The organism is Pseudomonas paraveronii (genome assembly GCF_963681955.1).
GTDB lineage: Bacteria > Pseudomonadota > Gammaproteobacteria > Pseudomonadales > Pseudomonadaceae > Aquipseudomonas > Aquipseudomonas paraveronii.
This window is the reverse complement of the sequence record NZ_OY817130.1, coordinates 4,481,861-4,496,981: the sequence shown is the minus strand read 5'-3', so window position 1 is coordinate 4,496,981 and position 15,121 is coordinate 4,481,861. Positions and strand designations below refer to the sequence as shown.

The 15,121-nt window shown below is 60.9% G+C and carries 17 protein-coding genes; 11 read left to right on the top strand and 6 right to left on the bottom strand.

Translation table 11 applies throughout. The features are described 5' to 3' along the window. Positions 1–29: 29 nt before the first annotated feature. Both U5A08_RS20675 and U5A08_RS20670 read right to left on the bottom strand, forming a co-directional pair. Positions 30–836 carry a hypothetical protein gene (locus U5A08_RS20675; RefSeq protein WP_321848379.1) on the bottom strand — a complete coding sequence of 269 codons (807 nt, stop codon included), beginning with the start codon at positions 834–836 and terminating at the stop codon, positions 30–32. Between the two features lie 99 nt (positions 837–935). Further along, positions 936–1,898 carry an alpha/beta hydrolase gene (locus U5A08_RS20670; protein ID WP_253397638.1) on the bottom strand — a complete coding sequence of 321 codons (963 nt, stop codon included), beginning with the start codon at positions 1,896–1,898 and terminating at the stop codon, positions 936–938. A 142-nt stretch (positions 1,899–2,040) separates the two neighbouring features. Between U5A08_RS20670 and aroC the strand changes: the two genes are divergently transcribed. The 4 genes from aroC to U5A08_RS20650 all read left to right on the top strand — a co-directional run bounded on the left by aroC (position 2,041) and on the right by U5A08_RS20650 (position 5,352). Further along, positions 2,041–3,132, top strand: a complete 1,092-nt coding sequence (aroC, locus tag U5A08_RS20665) for a chorismate synthase (RefSeq protein WP_321848377.1) — start codon at positions 2,041–2,043, stop codon at positions 3,130–3,132. A gap of 52 nt (positions 3,133–3,184) precedes the next feature. Then, positions 3,185–4,348 (top strand): MFS transporter, encoded by a 1,164-nt coding sequence (locus U5A08_RS20660; RefSeq protein ID WP_321848376.1) that lies wholly within the window; start codon positions 3,185–3,187, stop codon positions 4,346–4,348. Beyond that, the gene (locus tag U5A08_RS20655) at positions 4,345–4,875 is read left to right on the top strand and encodes an acireductone dioxygenase (protein WP_198717291.1); all 531 of its coding nucleotides are present in this window, start codon (positions 4,345–4,347) and stop codon (positions 4,873–4,875) included. Before U5A08_RS20660 ends, U5A08_RS20655 begins: the two co-directional genes overlap by 4 nt. A 210-nt stretch (positions 4,876–5,085) precedes the next feature. Then, positions 5,086–5,352: a response regulator transcription factor gene (locus U5A08_RS20650; RefSeq protein WP_198717292.1), complete on the top strand. Its 267-nt coding sequence runs from the start codon at positions 5,086–5,088 to the stop codon at positions 5,350–5,352. Positions 5,353–5,408: 56 nt separating this feature from the next. Here the strand turns inward: U5A08_RS20650 and U5A08_RS20645 are convergent, their stop codons facing one another. Continuing rightward, complete coding sequence (locus U5A08_RS20645) at positions 5,409–5,687, bottom strand: DUF3509 domain-containing protein (protein WP_048721059.1); 279 nt, start codon at positions 5,685–5,687, stop codon at positions 5,409–5,411. Between the two features lie 401 nt (positions 5,688–6,088). Here U5A08_RS20645 and U5A08_RS20640 point away from each other — a divergent pair, with 401 nt between their 5' ends. From U5A08_RS20640 to U5A08_RS20620, 5 genes are all read left to right on the top strand, one after another. After that, entirely contained in the window at positions 6,089–7,915 is a 1,827-nt protein-coding gene (locus tag U5A08_RS20640) for a long-chain-acyl-CoA synthetase (RefSeq protein WP_321848373.1), read from the top strand. Between the two features lie 111 nt (positions 7,916–8,026). Then, positions 8,027–8,542, top strand: coding sequence for an ankyrin repeat domain-containing protein (locus tag U5A08_RS20635; protein ID WP_321848372.1), 516 nt, complete (start codon positions 8,027–8,029; stop codon positions 8,540–8,542). 41 nt (positions 8,543–8,583) lie between these two features. After that, positions 8,584–9,114 carry a hypothetical protein gene (locus U5A08_RS20630; protein ID WP_247404577.1) on the top strand — a complete coding sequence of 177 codons (531 nt, stop codon included), beginning with the start codon at positions 8,584–8,586 and terminating at the stop codon, positions 9,112–9,114. A gap of 68 nt (positions 9,115–9,182) precedes the next feature. After that, positions 9,183–9,374 (top strand): PLDc N-terminal domain-containing protein, encoded by a 192-nt coding sequence (locus tag U5A08_RS20625; protein WP_198717296.1) that lies wholly within the window; start codon positions 9,183–9,185, stop codon positions 9,372–9,374. 412 nt (positions 9,375–9,786) lie between these two features. Further along, on the top strand, positions 9,787–11,874 hold the full coding sequence (locus U5A08_RS20620) for an LTA synthase family protein (protein ID WP_321848369.1): 2,088 nt from the start codon (positions 9,787–9,789) through the stop codon (positions 11,872–11,874). 55 nt (positions 11,875–11,929) lie between these two features. Here the strand turns inward: U5A08_RS20620 and U5A08_RS20615 are convergent, their stop codons facing one another. Continuing rightward, positions 11,930–12,082: a DUF3309 family protein gene (locus U5A08_RS20615; protein WP_198717298.1), complete on the bottom strand. Its 153-nt coding sequence runs from the start codon at positions 12,080–12,082 to the stop codon at positions 11,930–11,932. Positions 12,083–12,413: 331 nt separating this feature from the next. On the opposite strand from U5A08_RS20615, the gene U5A08_RS20610 reads away from it, so the two are divergent. Beyond that, positions 12,414–13,229, top strand: coding sequence for an SDR family oxidoreductase (locus tag U5A08_RS20610; protein ID WP_321848366.1), 816 nt, complete (start codon positions 12,414–12,416; stop codon positions 13,227–13,229). Positions 13,230–13,385: 156 nt separating this feature from the next. Continuing rightward, positions 13,386–13,589 (top strand): carbon storage regulator CsrA, encoded by a 204-nt coding sequence (gene csrA / locus U5A08_RS20605; RefSeq protein ID WP_198717300.1) that lies wholly within the window; start codon positions 13,386–13,388, stop codon positions 13,587–13,589. 9 nt (positions 13,590–13,598) lie between these two features. Here the strand turns inward: csrA and U5A08_RS20600 are convergent, their stop codons facing one another. Beyond that, positions 13,599–13,826, bottom strand: a complete 228-nt coding sequence (locus tag U5A08_RS20600; RefSeq protein WP_003236706.1) for a YheU family protein — start codon at positions 13,824–13,826, stop codon at positions 13,599–13,601. 59 nt (positions 13,827–13,885) lie between these two features. Next, the gene (locus U5A08_RS20595) at positions 13,886–15,070 is read right to left on the bottom strand and encodes an osmoprotectant NAGGN system M42 family peptidase (RefSeq protein ID WP_321848362.1); all 1,185 of its coding nucleotides are present in this window, start codon (positions 15,068–15,070) and stop codon (positions 13,886–13,888) included. Positions 15,071–15,121: the final 51 nt, after the last annotated feature.

Genomic DNA, 15,121 nt, shown 5'->3' with positions numbered 1-15,121 from the left:
CCGCTATCGGGAGCAAACCCCCTTCCACATCACCGGTGGGTGGCAATCCAGATCAACAACCCCGCCTGAAACACGGTAAACGCCACCAGACAGGTGATGGTGAAGCGCAGCCCGCTGTCCTCACGCTTGAACTTGGTGACCTTTTCCTCTTCCTTGCGCAGCTTCACTTCCTGCTCCATCAGGTTCTGCTCGGCCTGTTGCAGCATTTGCGCGGCTTCAAGGATTTCCACGAACTGCACTTTCTCGGTGTTCCAGCTATCGAGCACGTCGCTGACCTTGCCGGGCTGCACGTTGCCCTTCAGATGCTGCACGTCGGCGTAGGCCACATCAAAACCCTGGATACGCAAGAAATGATCGCGGCGCAGGCGTGTGGCTTCGTTTAGGGCGTCCTTGTTGGACAGGTCCACACCGTCGACGCGGTAGTGCGACCACTTCTTCTTCGCCCACGCGGCGCCTTGGGCGACCAGGAAGCGGCCGATGCCACGGTTGGCCGGTTCGATTTCGAGGCTATTGCCCGGGCCGAAATGCACGCGGTGTTTAGCGTGATCGACCCAGATATCCAGGTGATTCTGCTCGCGGCGCACCCTTTGTCCCGGCAACTGGATGACCATGCGCAGCAGGCTGTGATGCTGGTCATGGCGCTCGACATAGCCAAATTGCACGAACCGCAAGGGCCGTACCCCGGTGGCGCGGTCGGTGGCCAGAGGCGCCAGACGCAGCATTTTGAAATGTTCGGCTTGCACGTCCGCCCACGGCAGGGGCGCCGCGTCGACGACCTCGGTGTGTTCCGCCGGGGTGTCGGCGGTAGGTTCTGGTGTTGCTTCGGTGTTAGTCATGCGGCGCGATCCTGTCCTAGCCCAGCCAATCGACAGGCTTTTTGCTGTCGACGTTGGGCTTATCGGCCGTTTTTCCCAGTACTGGAGGCAATTAGTCGGTTAACGGGGTTGAAGTCCGTCGATAAAGCGCACCAGGCGGGTTCCCAGTTCGGCGGCGAGGGGCAATTGCGGGTCGTTGTAGGACGCCAACTGTTGCTTCACCTCATTGGGCACGATGCGCATCACATGGTTCATGCCTTCGATCACCGTCAGTTCGGCATCGGGCTTGGCGCTCTTCAATTGTCGGGCATCGCCCACACCCACCTGGAAATCGTGGGTGCCCTGGATGATCAGTGCCGGCATGCGCAACTTGGCAAAGGCGGCCGAAGGATCGGCGCGAAACAGGCTGATCAGATATGGCTGCACGCTGGGTCGGAAAATGCCCAGCAGTGGGTCAGGCACATCGGCATCCACTTGGCCTGCCTTGAGGTGGTCGAGGATTTCATTGCTGCGCAACTGCAGGGCCGGGGGGAGATGACCGGCCAGTTGCTGGCGGATCACCTGGTCGACCGGGCGGGCGCTGCCGGACAGGGAAATCACCCCGGCCGGGTCGAGTTGCGGTGCCGCCAGCGCAGCCACCAGCGCGCCTTCGCTATGGCCGAGCACGATCAGTGGGCCCATGCGCTTGTCGGCTTGGAGCAGCTTGCCCCAGGCTACGGCGTCGGCCACGTAGGCGTCGAGGGTCAGGTTGCGTTCATCGGGGGTGGCGGCCAGGCTGGCTGCCACGCCGCGCTTGTCGTAACGCACGCTGGCGATGTTATGCCGAGCCAGGACCCAGGCCAGGCGCTTGAGACTGTCGTTGCGCGCGCCGTCGGCACTGTTGCCGTTGCGGTCGGTCGGGCCGGAGCCGGCAATGATCAGCACCACCGGCACCGGTTTGTCGGACTGCGGCAGCAGCAGCGAGCCGAACAGCTCACCGCTGCCGGTGTCGAGGCTGATGGGGCGTTGCAACACCACGGGGGACGCGGCATGGGCTACGGCAGTCAACAGGGTGAGGGTAAACAGCAAAACTCGAAGCATCATCGCGCCATCATTGAGGAGGTGCCGGTTCGACCAACGTCTACCGGGAAGGTTTCGAGGATGAACTAGTCGGTTGGCCCGCGTATACTGGCGCGCTTGGTTATCACCTCTGAGTGATTACAACTGATTTCACGGAGCGCCCTGCATGTCCGGCAATACCTTCGGCAAGCTGTTCACTGTCACCACCGCGGGCGAAAGCCATGGCCCGGCGTTGGTCGCCATTGTCGACGGCTGCCCGCCCGGCCTTGAGCTGTCCCTGGAAGACCTGCAGCGTGACCTCGACCGCCGCAAGCCCGGCACCAGCCGCCACACCACGCAGCGCCAGGAACCCGATGAAGTCGAGATCCTCTCCGGCGTGTTCGAAGGTCGCACCACCGGCTGCGCCATCGGCCTGCTGATCCGCAACACCGACCAGAAGTCCAAGGACTACTCGGCGATCAAGGACCTGTTCCGCCCGGCCCACGCCGACTACACCTACCACCACAAATACGGCGAACGCGACTACCGTGGCGGCGGCCGCAGCTCGGCCCGCGAAACCGCGATGCGCGTGGCCGCCGGTGCCATCGCCAAGAAATACCTGGCGACCCAGGGCATCGTTATCCGTGGCTACATGAGCCAGTTGGGCCCGATCGAAATCCCGTTCAAGACCTGGGACAGTGTCGACGACAACGCCTTCTTCTGCCCGGACCCGGACAAAGTGCCTGAGCTGGAGGCCTATATGGACCAGCTACGCCGCGACCAGGATTCGGTCGGGGCGAAAATCACCGTGGTCGCCGAAGGTGTGAAACCGGGCCTCGGCGAGCCGATCTTCGACCGCCTGGACGCTGAACTGGCCCACGCGCTGATGAGCATCAACGCCGTGAAAGGCGTGGAAATCGGCGCCGGGTTCGCCTGCGTGTCCCAGCGCGGCACCGAGCATCGCGATGAACTGACCCCGCAGGGCTTCCTCAGCAACAATGCGGGCGGCATCCTCGGCGGTATTTCCTCCGGTCAGCCGATCGTTGCGCACCTGGCACTCAAAGCCACGTCGAGCATCACCACCCCGGGCCGTTCGATCGATGTACACGGCAACCCGGTGGACGTGATCACCAAGGGCCGCCACGACCCGTGCGTCGGCATCCGCGCCACGCCGATCGCCGAAGCGATGATGGCCATCGTGTTGATGGATCACCTGCTGCGCAACCGTGGGCAAAACGCCGATGTGCGCGTGAGTACCCCGGTGCTGGGCCAGCTGTGACGGTGTGTGGCGAGCGAGCTTGCTCGCGTGGGGCCGCGAAGCGGCCCCTTGCATGACTCCAGCACTTCCGTACTGGCGACTCTCCAGCTTCTACCTCTTTTACTTCGCCCTGCTGGGGGCAACGGCGCCGTTCCTGGCGCTGTACTTCGATCACCTGGGGTTCTCCAGCGCGCGTATCGGCGAGCTGGTGGCCATCCCCATGCTGATGCGCTGCGTGGCCCCCAATCTGTGGGGCTGGCTGGGCGACTACACTGGCCGGCGCCTGGCCATCGTGCGCTTTGGCGCGGTGTGTACCCTGGTAAGTTTTGCGCTGATTTTCGTCAGCAAGACCTACGCCTGGCTGGCCCTGGTCATGGCCCTGCATGCGTTCTTCTGGCATGCGGTGCTGCCGCAGTTTGAAGTGATCACCCTGGCCCACCTGCACCAGCAGACCTCGCGCTATAGCCAGATCCGCCTGTGGGGCTCCATCGGGTTCATCCTCACGGTGGTGATCATGGGGCGCCTGTTCGACTGGCTGAGCCTGGATATTTACCCGGTAGTGGTCGTGGTGATCATGGCCGGGATCATTGCTGCCAGCCTGTGGGTGCCGAATGCGCAGCCGGCGAACCACGGCCCGCGCCTGGCCGGCGAAGGCTTCCTCAAGCAGTTGCGCAGCCCCGGCGTCCTGGCGTTTTATGCCTGCGTGGCGTTGATGCAAATGAGCCATGGCCCGTATTACACCTTTCTCACCCTGCACCTGGAACACTTGGGCTACAGCCGTGGCGTGATCGGCATGCTGTGGGCCCTCGGGGTGGTGGCGGAAGTGTTGATGTTCCTGGGCATGAGCCGCATCCTCACGCGCTTTTCGCTGCGCCGGGTGTTAATGGTGAGTTTCCTGTTGGCGGCGCTGCGCTGGTTGTTGCTGGGCGCGTTCGCGGAATTTTTCTGGGTGCTGCTGTTGGCGCAGGTGATGCACGCGGCTACCTTCGGCAGTTTTCATGCGGCGGCGATTGCCTTTGTGCAACGCAGCTTCGGCCCCCGCCAACAAGGCCAGGGCCAGGCGTTATACGCGGCCTTGGCCGGCACCGGCGGCGCGCTGGGTGCGTTGTATTCCGGTTACAGCTGGAACCTGCTGGGGCCGGCCCTGACCTTCAGTATCGCCAGCGTTGCGGCCCTGGCCGCCGCCCTTATCATCGGCTTTCGATTGCACGAGCAGAACCAAGGAACTGTCCTATGAGTTATGTAGCTGTTTACCACGTCTCCACACCGGATACCCCGAACAAAGTCCTGACCCACTTCGAGGATGTCGTGTCGACCCTGGCCGAGCACGGCGTGCGATTCGAGCGCTGGCAGCCCGCCGTTATTGAAAAAGGCGCAGACGACGCCGCCATGATCGCAGCGTACCGGCCGCAGATCGACGCCCTCGGCTATGCCAGCGTCGACGTGCTGCGTGTCCCCGGCGATCCTGCGCAGAAGGCGGCATTGCGCGATCAGTTCCTCGCCGAGCGCCGTTGCAGCGAAGATGACGTGCGCTTTTTCATCGCCGGCCAAGGCCTGGTTGCCTTGCACATTGGCGACTATGTGTACGGCGTGCGCTGTGAGAAAAATGACCTGTTGGTGATCCCGGCCGGCATGCCTCATTGGTTCGATATGGGCGAGAACCCACATTTTGTGATGTTGCGCCTGTCCCATACGGCAAACGGTGGGGTGTCTGAGTTCACCGGGGACGATATCGCTGCCGGTTTTCCAGGGATGGATGACTAGTCTTAATCGACTTGAATGTTCAACCCCGGCAAGTTGGAATTTGTTGTGGGAAAAGGCCTATTTACCTGTAAGGCCTGGCTGTTTATCACCGGCCTTACGCTCTAACGCTCTGCATTATGTAACTCTCTCCGGCCTCAATGTTTATATCGCCTGTCAATAGGAGGAATCCGAAAGGCGATAAGCATCAACCAATAAGAAGGAGAGAAAGCGATGAGTGATCCAGAGGCGTCAGGTACGCCGTTCAGCGTGCCCATCGATGCCAGAAAGCGTCTGGCCCTGTCCGGCAAGCCCCTGACCCGGACCGAGTTGGAGATCTTGCGCTGGGCCTCCGAAGGCAAGACGATCTGGGAAATCAGCCGGATTCGTGAAACGTCCCAAGCCGCGGTGAAATTCCACCTACGTAACATCTACGGCAAGTTACAAGTCAACAATCGTGTACAAGCGATGAATGAAGCGGCCCGCTTGGGCTTGTGTTGAGTTCATAAAAAAGGCCGCGACGCTTAATGGCGTCGCGGCCCTTTTTTATGGGTGGCTTATGCCGAGTGGTAAGTCGGCAGGGCAAAGCGGTTCTGGCTTTGCAGCATCGAAATCTGCGGCAGGTCGCTGGCTTGTTCGGCCAGGTCGCGGCGAATGGCGCTGATTACCCAGGTGAGTTGATCGGCCGTGTGCAATTGCTGGTAGGAGATCGAACGCTTGACCTGCTTACCTTCGCTGTTGCGCAGGGTCAACAGGATACCGCCGTCCGGGCGTGGCTGAGTGGTGACGTCGTATTGGGAAAATACTGAGGCGAATTTATCTTGGATCAGGCTCATGTCTATCAGCTCCGTTGGCTCAAGTTGGCAAGCATGGAGTGATAGGTGCAGTGATTGTGCCACCTCACTACTTTACAATAAGTCTTTAAAAATCAATTAGTTGTGAAAAATTGAGATTTTTGATTTCGTGCAATTTGCATGAGTGGCCATCATGCATCCTGCATTTTGCGCTATTCGATCCGGTCAGGCGGACGCATCGTTACTCATAAGGACTGTGGATGTGTCGCTAAATTCCCTGTTTGTCGGTTGTCTGTTGCCGGCCCGGGATACAAAACATTTCAAATCCCGCGTGTACAGCCTAAGAACGGCTGGCGTATTTTCCCGTGAGCATGTGGCTTGCTGCCTACAAAAGTGCCGGAGCTTCTGGCCTCCACGAAGAATAAGAAAAAGGACGTTCCTCTATGAACCCTCCGCAAAACGACATGATTACCTGGAGCATGCTGCTGCGTAAGGTGCCCGCCATCGTCCGGGCCTTGCCTCGGGTAGTCCGCGGCATGCGTGCCGCCAATGTCACCGACCCCGCGCAGCCCTGTGGCCTGGGCTGGCATTTCGAGCAAGCGACCCTGCGCAACCCTGACGGCGCTGCGTTGTTGTATGGCGACAGCGTGCTTAGTTACCGCGACGCCAATCAGCGTGCGAACCGCATCGCCCATCACTTGCACCGCCAGGGCATCCGCAAAGGCGATGTAGTGGCGTTGTTTATTGAAAATCGCCCCGAATTGCTGCTCAACGTGCTGGCCGTGGCCAAGCTGGGCGGCATCTGCGCCATGCTCAATACCGCGCAAACCCAGGCGGCGCTGGTTCACAGCCTGAATCTGGTCAACCCGGTGGCGATTGTGGTGGGGGCGGAATTGGTGGCGGCCTACACGGCGGTGCGCGAGCAAGTGGCGATCGAGACGGACCGCACCTGGTTTGTCGCGGATCAACACAGCAGCGCCGTGCCTGCTGGCTATGCCGACCTGATGGCCGCCAGCGCCGAGTGCGCGGTGGACAACCTGGCCAGCTCCCGGCAGATCTTTTTCAACGACCCGTGCTTCTATATCTACACCTCCGGCACCACCGGCTTGCCCAAGGCCGGCATCATGAAACATGGCCGCTGGACCAAAACCGCCGTCAGCTTCGGCAGCATCGCCCTCGACATGGGCCCCGCCGACGTCCTGTATTGCACCTTGCCGCTGTACCACGCCACTGGCCTTTGCGTGTGCTGGGGCTCGGCGATTGTCGGCGCGTCGGGGTTTGCGATTCGCCGCAAATTCAGCGCCAGCCAGTTCTGGGACGATGTGCGCAAGTTCAACGCCACCACCCTGGGTTATGTCGGTGAGTTGTGCCGTTACTTGCTCGACCAACCCGCCAACGTCCAGGATCGTGACAACCGCGTGACCAAGATGGTCGGCAATGGCCTGCGGCCCGGCGTATGGGCGCAGTTCAAGCAACGCTTTGGCGTCGAGCATATCTGTGAGCTGTATGCCGCGAGTGACGGCAATATCGGCTTCACCAATGTGTTGAATTTCGACAACACCATCGGCTTCTGCCTGCAGCACTGGGCGCTGGTGGACTACGCCCACGACAGCGGTGAGCCACTGCGTGGCGCCGATGGCTTCATGCGCAAGGTGCCAACGGGCGGGCAGGGCCTGCTGCTGGCCAAGATCGATGAAAAGGCGCCGTTCGACGGCTACACCGACCCGGAAAAGAACCGCAAGGTGGTGCTGACCGACGTGTTCGAAAAGGGCGACCGTTACTTCAATACCGGCGATCTGCTGCGCAGCATCGGTTTTGGCCATGCGCAATTTGTCGATCGCCTGGGGGACACCTATCGCTGGAAAGGTGAAAACGTCTCCACCACCGAGGTCGAGAACATCCTGCTGCAACACCCGCAGATCGCCGAAGTGGTGGCCTACGGCGTCGAGATCGAAAACACCAATGGCCGCGCCGGCATGGTCGCCATCACCCCCAGCGAATCCCTGGCCGCCCTGGATATGCGCGAGTTGCTGCAATTCGCCCATGGCCAGTTGCCGCACTATGCGGTGCCGCTGTTCCTGCGGATCAAGATGAAGATGGAGACGACGGGCACGTTCAAGTACCAGAAAGTGCGGCTCAAGGAGGAAGCGTTCGACCCGGACAAGGCGGGCAACGACCCGGTGTACGCCTGGTTGCCCGGTTCGGACAGTTACGTGCCCGTTACCGGCCAGTTGCTTGCGCAGATCCAGGGCGGTCAGTTCCGCTATTGATTCTGCCTATGGCCGCTTTCGACAAAAAAACCATGACAGTGGGGAACTCCCTCGCGACACTGGGCGCCTACTCTTCAGTACCCCAAGCCTTACCAGACAAGGAGCCCCCACATGTCGGACCACGCCAAACAAATGACTGACGACGAAGCCGCCGAATTTGCCGAGCAGGTCTTCGACGTCGCGCGCAGAGGCGATGCCGCCCTGATGGCCGCGCTGCTGGCCAAGGGCTTACCAGCCAACCTGCGTAACCACAATGGCGACACCTTGCTGATGCTGGCCGCTTATCACGGCCACGCCGACGCGGTAAAAGTGCTGCTGGAATTCAAGGCTGACCCGCAGATCGCCAATGACAAGCATCAACTGCCGATGGCCGGTGCGGCGTTCAAGGGCCATTTGCCCGTGGTCAAGGCGCTGATCGAAGGCGGCGCGCCGGTTGACGCGTCATCCTCGGACGGGCGCACGGCGTCGATGATGGCGGCGATGTTCAACCGCGTCGAAATGCTCGACTACCTGCTCAGCCAGGGCGCCAACCCCAAGGCGATCGACGCCCAGGGCGCCACGGCATTGGCAGCGGCACAGACCATGGGCGCGGTGGATACGGCGGCGCAGTTGCAGAAACTGGTGTAGGCTACGCGCCCTCAAAAACCAGCCCGCCACAGGACCCTTTCATGAAAAACGCCCTCGTCGAACTCATCCGTAAAATCAGCGCCGGCGTCATGGGCGACGACGAGGTGGCACGCATCGCCGAAGAAGCGGCGCAGGCCTACGCCGACCCTGTGGCGTTTCTGGCGGCAAACCCGGACATCAACTACGACGATACGTTTTCGATTCCGTTGGGCGAGTGGGTAGTGGTCGGCAGCCTGCCGGACACCGTGCTGTTCCAGGCCGACACCTATGGCGACCTGTTTGCGCAGATCGTTGCATCGTTCGGCCCCGGCGTGGCGTTTAACCTCAAGCCCAAGCAACTGGCCAAGACCGAAGCCCTCACTGCGCTCAATCGCATCCAGATCCAGATGAGTGCCCTCAGCCCGGAAGACGGTGGTTATGTGTTGCTGAACTTCAGCCAGCCACTGGACGACGAGATCCAGGCCGTGCTGGTGTACGGCAACGACCTGCCGCGCGTGCTGGAACTGTGCGCCGAAGTTGGCATCAAGGGCGAACCGTCCCTGGAAGCGCTGCGGGTCGCGGTCCACGTCTGAAATAAAACGGAACCCCCTGCCAGGGCTGGCTATCCTACAAGGGCATGCCCTCACTTAGGAGCGACACCATGGGTTCCACTTTCAACGGTCTGGTCGGGCTGATCATCCTCGCGCTGGATATCTGGGCGATCATCAATGTGTTCAAAAGTGGCGCAAGCACCGGTGCCAAGGTGCTGTGGATTCTGTTGATCCTGCTGCTGCCGGTCCTGGGCCTGATCATCTGGGCGATTGCCGGGCCACGGGGCAACATGCGCTTCTGAGCGCTCGACTCACTCAAGCAGGAGTGAGTACGGAAAATGTGGGAGGGGGCTTGCCCCCGATAGCGGTGTATCAGTCGTTACAACAGTGGCTGAACCACCGCTATCGGGGGCAAGCCCCCTCCCACAATGGTTTCAACGAATGCCTTGATATTGTGTGTCGAAATATTCGCTGTACGAAATTTTCACATCTCATCCAAGACAATTCGCCGGCTTTATCTCCCTGCAACGGCTCTATCTCACGCTCCGTCAGCGGCAGGATTGCGGCACGCGTTCAGTAATTAATAGCGTTGCCGGCAGTGATCGGGCACCATTTGCGCCACCGCGTTTACCGCCTACCCCAGCCAGCCTGGGCGAGGGTCGGACGCCACTGCACTCTTTCGCAACTTAAACTTCCAATGGGTCCTGAAACGACATGGCAAACCCGGACGCCCTGAATCAGCAGCGAGCTTCTAATCGCCTGCTGCAACCGACCGTCAAATCCCATCTGGCATACACGCTGCTTTGCGCATTGGTCATGATGGTGATGTTCTCCCTGCTGCGCCTGGCGCTGCTGGCGTACAACCGCGAGATGATCCTCGACACACCGGCCTCGACCTTCCTGGAAGCGTTCGCCAACGGCCTGCGCCTGGACATTCGCCTGGTGGTGTACCTGGTGATCCCCTTGCTGCTGGCACTGTTCAGTGTGCGGGCCATGGCCGCGCGCGGGTTCTTCCGTTTCTGGCTGACCCTGGCCTCTAGCATCGCGCTGTTCCTGGGCCTGATGGAAATGGACTTCTACCGCGAATTCCACCAGCGCCTCAACGGCCTGGTCTTCCAATACGTGAAGGAAGACCCGAAAACCGTGATGAGCATGCTCTGGTACGGTTTTCCGGTGGTGCGCTACCTGCTCGCCTGGGCCGTGGGCACGCTGATCCTGAGCATGGCCTTCAAGGGCGCCGACCGCGCGACGCGCCCACGCGGCCCGTTCAGCGGCGGCAGCATTGGCACCCGCCAAGTGGCGCCGTGGTATTCGCGGATCGCGGTGTTTGTGGTGTGCCTGCTGGTCGCCGTGGTCGCCGCTCGCGGCACCCTGCGCCAGGGCCCGCCGCTGCGTTGGGGTGACGTCTATACCACCGATTCGAACTTCGCCAACCAGTTGGGCCTCAATGGCACGTTGTCGCTGATCGCCGCAGCCAAGTCGCGCTTCTCCGAAGACCGCACCAACATCTGGAAGGCCACCCTCGAACAACCGCTGGCCACCCAGACCGTGCGCGACATGCTGGTGCTGCCGCAAGAGAAGCTGGTGGATACCGACACCGCCGCCGTGCGCCGTGATTTCACGCCACCGGCCGAGAAAACCCTGCCGATCAAGAACGTCGTGGTCATCCTGATGGAGAGCTTCGCCGGTCACTCGGTGGGCGCCCTGGGGCGTCCGGGCAATATCACGCCGTACTTCGACAAACTGTCCAAGGAAGGCCTGCTGTTCGACCGCTTCTTCTCCAACGGCACTCACACCCACCAGGGTATGTTTGCCACCATGGCGTGCTTCCCGAACCTGCCGGGGTTCGAGTACCTGATGCAGACCCCGGAAGGCAGCCACAAGCTGTCGGGCCTGCCGCAGTTGCTCAGTGCGCGCAAGTTTGACGACGTGTATGTCTACAACGGCGATTTCGCCTGGGACAACCAGTCGGGCTTCTTCAGCAACCAGGGCATGACCAACTTCATCGGCCGCAACGACTTTGTCGACCCGGTGTTCTCCGATCCGACGTGGGGCGTGTCCGACCAGGACATGTTCAACCGTGGCCTGGAAGAACTGAAAGCGCGTGAAGGCGGCAAACCGTTCTACGCCCTGCTGCAAACCCTGTCCAACCACACGCCGTATGCCTTGCCGACCCCGTTGCCGGTGGAGAAAGTCACCGACCGTGGCAGCCTCAACGAGCATTTGACGGCGATGCGCTACTCCGACTGGGCCCTGGGCCAGTTCTTTGAAAAGGCCCGCAAGGAGCCGTACTTCAAGGAAACCCTGTTTGTGATCGTGGGCGACCACGGTTTCGGTAACGAGCAGCAGATCACCGAGATGGACCTGGGCCGCTTCAACGTGCCAATGCTGATGATTGCACCGGGCATGCAAGAGAAGTTCGGCGAGCGTGACCACACCGTGGGCACCCAGATCGACATCGTACCGACCATCATGGGCCGTCTCGGTGGCGACACCCTGCACCAGTGCTGGGGCCGTGACCTGCTCAACCTGCCAGAAGGCGACAAGGGCTTCGGCGTGATCAAGCCTTCGGGCAGCGATCAGACCGTGGCGCTGGTCACCGGCGACCGCGTGCTGGTATTGCCTAAGGAAATGCCGCCGAAGCTGTGGGAATACGAACTGGGCGCCGAGCCGACCGGTAAAGTGATCGCGGAATCGCCGGACGAGGCTGGGCTGAAACAGAAGCTCGAATCGTTCCTGCAGACCGCGACCAAAAGTTTGCTGGATAACACCGCCGGTGTTGTCGACGGTAAGCCGGACTAATCGCCCGGCAATAAAAAAGAGGCCTTCATGAAGGCCTCTTTTTTTTGCCCGGCGTTTATATCTTGCCGAGTAACAACAGGATCAGCAGCACCACCAGGACGGCACCGAGAATACCCGACGGCCCATAACCCCAGCTACGGGAGTGCGGGAACACCGGCAAACCGCCGACCAGCAGGAGAATCAGGATGATGATTAAAATGAGGCTCATAGTTGTATTTCCTTATAGGCCTTGTGCAAGGACTGGTTGTTTAACATTAGGCCCGCCGGTTTAATTGCGGACGCCTTAACAACTCCGACTGTGCCGCTTCGCAGAAAATTCCGTGTTTTTTTAAAGCATTTTGGAAACGCACTTATTTCTTTTAACGCGCCGACAAATGCCTGCGCTTAGTTGAAAAAGATTGAACTTAGGCCAGGCCATGGCATCCGACCCGTCCCGCGGTTTGCTCAGGGCATTCATCAATTGGATGGTGCGTGGGTGTAGGAAAAACCTTCGCTACACTGCCGATCACTTCTTCCGTGAACCACAAGGCTATTTTCCTATGCAAAATCGCATGATGATCACCGGTGCCGGGTCCGGACTGGGTCGCGAAATCGCGCTGCGCTGGGCCCGCGAGGGTTGGCAGTTGGCCTTGTCGGATGTCAGCGAGCCGGGCTTGCAAGAGACCCTCAAGCAAGTGCGCGAGGCGGGCGGCGATGGGTTTATCCAGCGTTGCGATGTGCGCGACTACAGCCAGCTCACCGCCTTTGCCCAGGCCTGCGAGGTCAAGCTGGGCGGCATCGATGTAATCGTCAACAATGCTGGCGTGGCCTCTGGCGGGTTCTTCGCCGAACTGTCCCTGGAAGACTGGGACTGGCAGATCGCAATCAACCTGATGGGCGTGGTCAAGGGCTGCAAGGCGTTCCTGCCGCTGCTGGAAAAGAGCAAAGGCCGCATCATCAACATCGCCTCAATGGCGGCGCTGATGCAAGGGCCGGCCATGAGCAACTACAACGTGGCCAAGGCGGGTGTGGTGGCGTTGTCGGAGAGTTTGCTGGTGGAGCTCAAGCAGCAGGAAGTCGGGGTTCACGTGGTGTGCCCGTCGTTCTTCCAGACCAACCTGTTGGACTCATTCCGTGGGCCGACCCCGGCGATGAAGGCGCAGGTGGGCAAGTTGCTGGAAAGCTCGCCGATTTCGGCGGCCGATATCGCCGATTACATTTACCAGCGGGTGGCCGAGGGTGAGTTCATGATCTTGCCCCACGAGCAAGGGCGGATGGCCTGGGCGTTGAAGCAGAAGAACCCGCAGTTGCTGTATGACGAGATGACCGTGATGGCTGACAAGATGCGCGCCAAAGCCCAGGCGATTAAGGGCTGATCGGTTTCTTGACCGGGCTCTGCGCAAAAAAATCATGTGGTCTGTCAGGCAAATTACCTACTGCTGTAGGTGATGCCTGATTCGACCGCAAGTCATTGCTGAGCATCACCCAAGCGCGCAAGGTCGGGGTCCTGTCACTCGAAAAGGACAACCGCCATGCTGGTCTTAAGCCGTGCCGTAGGCGAAATCATTTCCATCGGCGATGACATCGCCTTGCACATTCTCGAACTCAACGGTTCCCAGGTGAAATTCGGGGTCGAAGCCCCCGCCGGGGTGCAGGTCCATCGCGCCGAGGTGTACCAGAAGATCGTCGAACGCCAGGGCGCCGCGACTCATCCGGTGCTGGTGCCCAACCCCTGAACTGCCATTTCAGTCGAACAGATGCTTGGGCACGTCGTGTTTGAGCATCAACTGGCATTGCTCGCTGTCGGGGTCGAATACGATCAATGCCTGGCCCTTGGTCAGTGCCTGGCGCACGCGCAGTACGCGGGTTTCCAGGGGCGTGTCGTCGCCATTGTCGGTGCCGTCGCGGGTCACGAAGTCTTCGATGAGGCGGGTCAGGGTGTCGACTTCAAGTGCGTCGTAGGGAATCAGCATACAAGCCTCTGGGGTTAAGTCCCGGCGATGCTACTGCGCCGGGACCGTTGTTGCCAGTGTCAGGATTTCTGGCCGACCAGGCTGTCCACCGACGGCACGCGGGTGTCGCTCTCCATCTGGGTCTCGTGCTCGAGCTGATGACTGAACCGATCCAGTGAACCCTGCGCCGGTTGCGCGTCGCTGGCGAATACCGGCGGGCTGAGAATGTAAGCCGCCAACAAACGGCTCAGCGCCGCGAGGCTGTCGATGTGGGTGCGTTCATAGCCATGGGTCGCATCGCAACCAAACGCCAGCAAAGCAGTGCGAATGTCGTGGCCGGCGGTGACCGCCGAGTGCGCATCGCTGAAGTAATAACGAAACAGATCGCGGCGTACCGGCAGTTCGTTATCCATCGCCAGGCGCAGCAGGTGGCGCGACAGGTGATAGTCATACGGCCCGCCGGAATCCTGCATCGCCACGCTGACGGCATGTTCGCTGGAATGCTGGCCGGGGGCGACCGGGGCGATGTCGATGCCGACGAACTCACTCACGTCCCAGGGCAGGGCGGCCGCCGCGCCACTTCCGGTTTCCTCGGTGATGGTGAACAGCGGGTGGCAGTCGATCAGCAAGGGTTCGCCGCTGTCGATGATCGCCTTGAGAGCGGCGAGCAGGGCGGCGACGCCGGCCTTGTCGTCGAGGTGACGCGCGCTGATATGCCCGCTCTCGGTGAACTCGGGCAGTGGGTCGAACGCCACATAGTCACCGATGCCGATCCCCAGGGAATCGCAATCGGCGCGGGTGGCGCAGTACGCGTCCAGACGCAGCTCGACATGGTCCCAACTCACCGGCATCTCATCCACGGCGGTGTTGAACGCATGCCCGGAGGCCATCAGCGGCAACACGCTGCCACGGATCACGCCGTTGTCGGTGAACAGGCTGACGCGGCTGCCTTCGGCAAAGCGGCTCGACCAGCAGCCAACCGGGGCGAGTGTCAGGCGGCCGTTGTCTTTGATCGCACGCACGGCGGCGCCGATGGTGTCTAAGTGCGCCGACACCGCGCGGTCGGGGCTGTTTTTCTGGCCCTTGAGGGTGGCGCGGATGGTGCCACGGCGGGTCATTTCAAAGGGGATGCCGAGTTCTTCCAGGCGTTCGGCGACATAGCGCACGATGGTGTCGGTAAAGCCGGTCGGGCTGGGAATGGCGAGCATTTCCAGCAGCACTTTTTGCAGGTAGTTGAGATCCGGTTCGGGGAGGGTTCGGGTCATGGAAACTCCTGATGGGGTGAGGGCATCGATGGTTTCGATGAGGGGTTGGAG

Bases quoted from the DNA above. Each gene is read 5' to 3' on its own strand.
- U5A08_RS20645 (WP_048721059.1), bottom strand. From the start codon at position 5,687: ATGAGCCTGATCCAAGATAAATTCGCCTCAGTATTTTCCCAATACGAC.
- U5A08_RS20650 (WP_198717292.1), top strand. From the start codon at position 5,086: ATGAGTGATCCAGAGGCGTCAGGTACGCCGTTCAGCGTGCCCATCGAT.
- U5A08_RS20635 (WP_321848372.1), top strand. From the start codon at position 8,027: ATGTCGGACCACGCCAAACAAATGACTGACGACGAAGCCGCCGAATTT.
- U5A08_RS20615 (WP_198717298.1), bottom strand. From the start codon at position 12,082: ATGAGCCTCATTTTAATCATCATCCTGATTCTCCTGCTGGTCGGCGGT.
- U5A08_RS20630 (WP_247404577.1), top strand. From the start codon at position 8,584: ATGAAAAACGCCCTCGTCGAACTCATCCGTAAAATCAGCGCCGGCGTC.
- U5A08_RS20620 (WP_321848369.1), top strand. From the start codon at position 9,787: ATGGCAAACCCGGACGCCCTGAATCAGCAGCGAGCTTCTAATCGCCTG.
- U5A08_RS20595 (WP_321848362.1), bottom strand. From the start codon at position 15,070: ATGACCCGAACCCTCCCCGAACCGGATCTCAACTACCTGCAAAAAGTG.
- U5A08_RS20660 (WP_321848376.1), top strand. From the start codon at position 3,185: ATGACTCCAGCACTTCCGTACTGGCGACTCTCCAGCTTCTACCTCTTT.
- U5A08_RS20610 (WP_321848366.1), top strand. From the start codon at position 12,414: ATGCAAAATCGCATGATGATCACCGGTGCCGGGTCCGGACTGGGTCGC.
- U5A08_RS20675 (WP_321848379.1), bottom strand. From the start codon at position 836: ATGACTAACACCGAAGCAACACCAGAACCTACCGCCGACACCCCGGCG.
- U5A08_RS20640 (WP_321848373.1), top strand. From the start codon at position 6,089: ATGAACCCTCCGCAAAACGACATGATTACCTGGAGCATGCTGCTGCGT.
- U5A08_RS20625 (WP_198717296.1), top strand. From the start codon at position 9,183: ATGGGTTCCACTTTCAACGGTCTGGTCGGGCTGATCATCCTCGCGCTG.
- U5A08_RS20670 (WP_253397638.1), bottom strand. From the start codon at position 1,898: ATGATGCTTCGAGTTTTGCTGTTTACCCTCACCCTGTTGACTGCCGTA.
- csrA (WP_198717300.1), top strand. From the start codon at position 13,386: ATGCTGGTCTTAAGCCGTGCCGTAGGCGAAATCATTTCCATCGGCGAT.
- aroC (WP_321848377.1), top strand. From the start codon at position 2,041: ATGTCCGGCAATACCTTCGGCAAGCTGTTCACTGTCACCACCGCGGGC.
- U5A08_RS20600 (WP_003236706.1), bottom strand. From the start codon at position 13,826: ATGCTGATTCCCTACGACGCACTTGAAGTCGACACCCTGACCCGCCTC.
- U5A08_RS20655 (WP_198717291.1), top strand. From the start codon at position 4,345: ATGAGTTATGTAGCTGTTTACCACGTCTCCACACCGGATACCCCGAAC.